This window comes from Albidovulum sp., assembly GCF_049646345.1.
Lineage (GTDB): Bacteria > Pseudomonadota > Alphaproteobacteria > Rhodobacterales > Rhodobacteraceae > Albidovulum.
The window spans coordinates 1-4,590 of sequence record NZ_JBARVQ010000442.1; the positions used below are offsets into that span (position 1 = coordinate 1).

Genomic DNA, 4,590 nt, shown 5'->3' on the forward strand with positions numbered 1-4,590 from the left:
GATCTGCATGGCCTGCACGGTGCGGGCCATCGACCCGCGCGACAGGCGGCCATAGGCCTCCAACCCCTGCCCGAGCTGGACCGATTTCGAAAAACTGTCGACAACATGGAACTGACTGCCCTTTGGCTGGGCAATCAGCATGCGACAACTGTTGGTGCCAAGATCCAGCGCTGCGTATAGCTGCGCGGGGTCCGGCCTTGGGGTGCCTGGCGGCTCTACCGATCTCGGGAACGCGCCCGCACCTCCGGGACGCCTGGGCGCCATGTTCGCGCCCTCCGATTTGCTGTTGGGTTCAATCTAATCCGGGCCGACCACACAAGCAAGCGACGCGCCACGGGCTTTGCCGACTATTTGAAGCAATCGACCAGCGGCTCATGTTTTTCATGAATATTTCGACGCCCCGGCCCGGCGTCAGGCGGTGGCCGCCCCCTCCAATCCGCGCTAAGCAGTCCCTGCAGGTCGCTCCGGTTCCGCACAATGTCGAAAACCGGCACTGTTTGACGCTTCGCGACGCGTATTGAGGGCGCCAGCAGGAAGGAATCGTCATGGCTGAAGTCACCATCGTTTACTGGCGCGACATCCCGGCCCAGGTCATTGTCGGCAAGGGCCGCCGCGGCACGAAAAAACCGCTGCCCGAGCGCTTTGAACAAGCCATCGACCGCGCCGCGATGAAAACCGGTGCGGCCGGAACCGATGACTATCTTGCCGAATGGCGCAAGGCCGAACCCTTCACTGTCGAGGGCGAGGACGAAGCCGTCGCCGTGGCCGAAGTGGCGCGGATCGAGGCCGAATACGACAAGGAGCGCATCAAGGCGCTTATCGACAATGATGGCTGGGCATAAGCCCCGTTTTTGACCGGAGGGTTGCAATGGCACTTCTGAATTTCCGCCGCAAGGAAACCGTGGCCCCCTCGGGTGCCAATGCCGCTGTCGAGGCCTTCCTGGAAGGCTATTCGATCGAGGTGATGCCGCGCACGGCCGAGAAGGTCGAGGATTTCCGCGACCTGCTGCCTGCGGGCACGCGCGTCTATATCGCTCATATCGACGGCACGCCGATCGAGGACATGGTCGCGACGGCCAGGCGGCTCGCCGCCGAAGGGTTTCCGGTCATGCCGCATTTCCCCGCGCGCATCATCAAGGACAAGGCGACGCTCGCCGACTGGATTGCCCGCTATCAGGGTGAGGCCGATGTGAAGCAGGCGCTGCTCTTGGGCGGCGGCATCGATAAGCCGCAGGGCGATTTCCACTGCTCCATGCAGTTGATGGAAACCGGTCTCTTTGACGGGTTCGACCGCCTGCATGTCGCCGGTCACCCGGAAGGCAACAAGGACATCGACAAGGACGGATCGGACAAGAACGTGATGGAGGCCCTGCGCTGGAAGCAGGCTTTCAAGGACCGGACCGACGCGCAAATGGCGATGGCCACCCAGTTCTGCTTTGAGGCCAAGCCGGTGATCAAATGGGTCAACCGTCTGCAGGAAGAAGGCATCGACATTCCGGTCCATATCGGTGTTGCCGGTCCGGCGAAGCTGCAGACGATGATCAAGTTCGCGATCGCCTGCGGTGTCGGCCCCTCGCTCAAGGTGCTGCAGAAGCGGGCGATGGATGTGACCAAGCTCTTGCTGCCCTACGAGCCGAACGAGTTTGTCGCCGAACTTGCGGCCCATAAGGCGGAAAACCCCGATTTCGGTATCGAATCCGTGCACTTCTTCCCGCTCGGCGGTATCAAGACCAACGCAACCTGGGCCATCGAGAATGGCGGCGCTTCCGCCGTCCCGGCCGCGCAAAGCTAAGAAATAGGTAGAAGCATGACCCGCACCGTTCTTGAATCGAAAACCAAAACCGTCGTCATCGGCTTTGACGAGCCGTTCTGCGTGATCGGCGAGCGGATCAACCCGACGGGCCGCAAGAAGCTGGCGGCCGAGCTTGAGGCCGGTAATTTTTCTACAGTCGAGAAGGACGCGCTGGAGCAGGTCGCCTGCGGCGCAATGGTTCTCGATGTCAATGCGGGCGTGGTCTACAACTCAAACCCCAACCCCAATGAGACCGAACCGCCGCTGATGACGCGGATGATCGAAATCGTCCAAGGCCTGGTCGACGTGCCTTTGTGCATCGACTCGTCGGTTCCGGGCGCCCTGGAGGCCGGTCTGGCTGCGGCCAATGGCCGTCCGCTCCTGAACTCGGTCACGGGTGAAGAGGACCGGCTGGAACTGGTCCTGCCGCTGGTGAAGAAATACAACGTACCGGTCGTGGCGATCTCGAACGACGATACGGGCATTTCCGAAGACCCGGATGTGCGCTTTGAAGTGGCCAAAAAGATCGTGCACCGCGCCGCTGATTTCGGCATCCCGGCGCATGACATCGTGGTCGATCCGCTGGTGATGCCGGTGGGTGCAATGGCGACGGCGGGCCGTCAGGTCTTCACGCTGGTGCAGCGCCTGCGCGAGGAACTGGGCGTCAACACGACCTGCGGTGCCTCGAACATCTCGTTCGGTCTGCCCAACCGCCACGGCATCAATGCGGCCTTCCTGCCGATGGCGATCGGCGCAGGCATGACCAGCGCCATCATGAACCCGGTGCGCCAGGTGGAGATGGAGGCGATCCGGGCCGCCAACTTCCTCTCGGCCCATGATCCCAATGGCGGCGAATGGATCCGCTTTGCAAAGGTGCTGGAAGCGGTGGAAAGCGGCATGAGCTTTGCCGAGGCCTCGCAGTCGCAAAGCCAGGCCGCCTCGGGCCGCCGTGGTGGCCGTCGCGCCCGCGGCTGATCGCACAGGCGCTAACAATGTCTTAACCATGCCCCGGCGAGAGTCGGGGCATGGCTCATTCCGGAACCCGCTCTCATGCCGATCTGTGGATCGAAACGCTGTTCAGCGCCAAGGCGGTGGGGCGTGGCGGGATCGTCCGGCGAAACGTGACCTGGGTCGAGAATGAGATCGGGCGCGACCGGTTCATTGCTGAAGTGCGGCGGCGGGGTTTCCACCTTGTGGAATGCGGGCCGCAATTCATCGTCATCTGCCACAAACAGGGATTGCGGGTTATCTGCTGATTACAATTTTTCTCCGAAAAATTGCCGATTTTTCGGAGAAAAATCGTTACCCCGCCAGACGCCGCAATGCGTTTGTCCGCCCCCCCGGCACCCGTTCCGTTTCAAGCCCGGTGAAGACATGCAGCGTCTGCAGATCGCGGTCGATCACGACATGGTCGCCGACCCACCCCCCCATCGCAAGATAGGACCGCAGCAGCGACGGCATCGCTCTTGATGCGACCAGCGCATCGTAGGACGGGCCACAGGCAGAAAGGCCGACCGTTTCAACACCTTTGGCGCCCGGCCGCCATTCCAGAGGGGCCAGATAGCGGTCCGACAGCATCGCGAACGTATCCGTATAGGCACCCGCATCCATGCCCGGAAAGCTTGCGCAGCCGAACACCATGCCGATCCCGTGCATATCGACAAACCGCGTCACCGCAGCCCAGGCGATCCGCAGCACGTCCAGTTCACGGCAATCCGGGGCCAGACAAAACCGCCCCATCTCGGCCATTGCCCCGGGATAGGCGGCAAGCGGCGAGAGATCATAGAACTGCGCCGCATATCCCCGTTCGATGCCCGCCCCGTCAGGGAATGTCATCAGCCGGAAGGTCGCAACCAGCCGCCGGCCCACGTCTTCCTCAATCAGAACATGACGACATAGCGGATCGAACCGGTCCGCATCACTCCCATCCCCTTGCCCCGCGCGAAACGCCTGCCAGCGGAGCTTCTGGGCCCGGCGGATATCGTCGTCACCATCGGCGAGCCGTGCTCTGAAGCGGCCGCGCAGCAAGGGAACCATGATTTCAATCTCCGGCTTGGCGACGGCGCTTCGCGCGCCTACATTCGGCAGTGCCGCAGATTTATCGGAAATCGGCGGCAGTTGGACAGAAAAAGGCAGACCGATGGTTGAGAAGATCAGTAAGAGCGACGAGGAATGGCGTGCCCAGCTTTCGGACCTCGCCTACAAGGTGACCCGCAAACACGCGACCGAGCGCGCCTTCACCCATGACGACTTTCCCAAAGGGCCTGCGACATTCAACTGCATCTGCTGCAGGCAGCCATTGTTCGATGCGGATACCAAGTTCGATTCCGGCACCGGATGGCCCAGCTTCTACAAACCGCTTGACGGCGATGCGATCGGAGAGACCGAGGACCGGAGCTGGTTCATGCGCCGGACCGAGGTGCACTGCGCGTCCTGCGATGCCCATCTCGGCCATGTCTTTCCCGATGGCCCGAAACCCACCGGGCTGCGCTATTGCATCAATGGCGTGTCCCTGGATCACCGCCCAAAGGAATGACGGACGGCCTCAGTTGTTGTTCAGCAACTGCCCGGCGCTGATATTGCCGACATTGCCCAGAAGCTGCCGGATAAAGCTCAGGCCCTTGATATTGCTGTCGGTTACGCGGCGCGACAACACGACGGCCTGACCGTCCTCCAGCCCGAAGCGCTCGATATTCTCGACCGTTCCGCCCTCATCAAAGCTGATCGCGACGACCTGACGGTCGATTTCTTCGGGAAGCTTCGGACCATAGTGGCGGAACCGGCTGCCGACATAGTAC

At 62.0% G+C, this 4,590-nt stretch carries 6 protein-coding genes and 2 pseudogenes; 5 read left to right on the top strand and 3 right to left on the bottom strand.

The window, feature by feature from the left end; all coding sequences use genetic code 11:
* A pseudogene (locus WBB85_RS11100) lies at positions 1-264 on the bottom strand (Ppx/GppA family phosphatase); the annotation flags it as partial.
* 281 nt (positions 265-545) lie between these two features.
* Here WBB85_RS11100 and WBB85_RS11105 point away from each other — a divergent pair.
* Genes WBB85_RS11105 through WBB85_RS11120 form a run of 4 tightly spaced genes read left to right on the top strand, consistent with a single transcriptional unit; the run spans position 546 to position 3,048 of the window.
* Entirely contained in the window at positions 546-842 is a 297-nt protein-coding gene (locus WBB85_RS11105; protein ID WP_432638679.1) for a virulence factor, read from the top strand.
* Between the two features lie 26 nt (positions 843-868).
* Positions 869-1,792 (top strand): methylenetetrahydrofolate reductase, encoded by a 924-nt coding sequence (locus WBB85_RS11110; protein WP_432638680.1) that lies wholly within the window; start codon positions 869-871, stop codon positions 1,790-1,792.
* Positions 1,793-1,807: 15 nt separating this feature from the next.
* Positions 1,808-2,767, top strand: coding sequence for a methyltetrahydrofolate cobalamin methyltransferase (locus tag WBB85_RS11115; protein ID WP_432638681.1), 960 nt, complete (start codon positions 1,808-1,810; stop codon positions 2,765-2,767).
* Between the two features lie 50 nt (positions 2,768-2,817).
* Positions 2,818-3,048: an N-(5'-phosphoribosyl)anthranilate isomerase gene (locus WBB85_RS11120; RefSeq protein WP_432638682.1), complete on the top strand. Its 231-nt coding sequence runs from the start codon at positions 2,818-2,820 to the stop codon at positions 3,046-3,048.
* Between the two features lie 46 nt (positions 3,049-3,094).
* Here WBB85_RS11120 and WBB85_RS11125 read toward each other — a convergent pair whose 3' ends face one another.
* Positions 3,095-3,829: a GNAT family N-acetyltransferase gene (locus WBB85_RS11125; protein WP_432638683.1), complete on the bottom strand. Its 735-nt coding sequence runs from the start codon at positions 3,827-3,829 to the stop codon at positions 3,095-3,097.
* A gap of 103 nt (positions 3,830-3,932) precedes the next feature.
* Here WBB85_RS11125 and msrB point away from each other — a divergent pair, with 103 nt between their 5' ends.
* The gene (gene msrB / locus WBB85_RS11130) at positions 3,933-4,328 is read left to right on the top strand and encodes a peptide-methionine (R)-S-oxide reductase MsrB (protein WP_432638684.1); all 396 of its coding nucleotides are present in this window, start codon (positions 3,933-3,935) and stop codon (positions 4,326-4,328) included.
* Between the two features lie 9 nt (positions 4,329-4,337).
* Here msrB and WBB85_RS11135 read toward each other — a convergent pair.
* Positions 4,338-4,590 (bottom strand): annotated as a pseudogene (locus WBB85_RS11135) (outer membrane protein assembly factor BamE); the annotation flags it as partial.

Bases quoted from the DNA above. Each gene is read 5' to 3' on its own strand.
- WBB85_RS11105 (WP_432638679.1), top strand. From the start codon at position 546: ATGGCTGAAGTCACCATCGTTTACTGGCGCGACATCCCGGCCCAGGTC.
- WBB85_RS11110 (WP_432638680.1), top strand. From the start codon at position 869: ATGGCACTTCTGAATTTCCGCCGCAAGGAAACCGTGGCCCCCTCGGGT.
- WBB85_RS11115 (WP_432638681.1), top strand. From the start codon at position 1,808: ATGACCCGCACCGTTCTTGAATCGAAAACCAAAACCGTCGTCATCGGC.
- WBB85_RS11120 (WP_432638682.1), top strand. From the start codon at position 2,818: ATGGCTCATTCCGGAACCCGCTCTCATGCCGATCTGTGGATCGAAACG.
- WBB85_RS11125 (WP_432638683.1), bottom strand. From the start codon at position 3,829: ATGGTTCCCTTGCTGCGCGGCCGCTTCAGAGCACGGCTCGCCGATGGT.
- msrB (WP_432638684.1), top strand. From the start codon at position 3,933: ATGGTTGAGAAGATCAGTAAGAGCGACGAGGAATGGCGTGCCCAGCTT.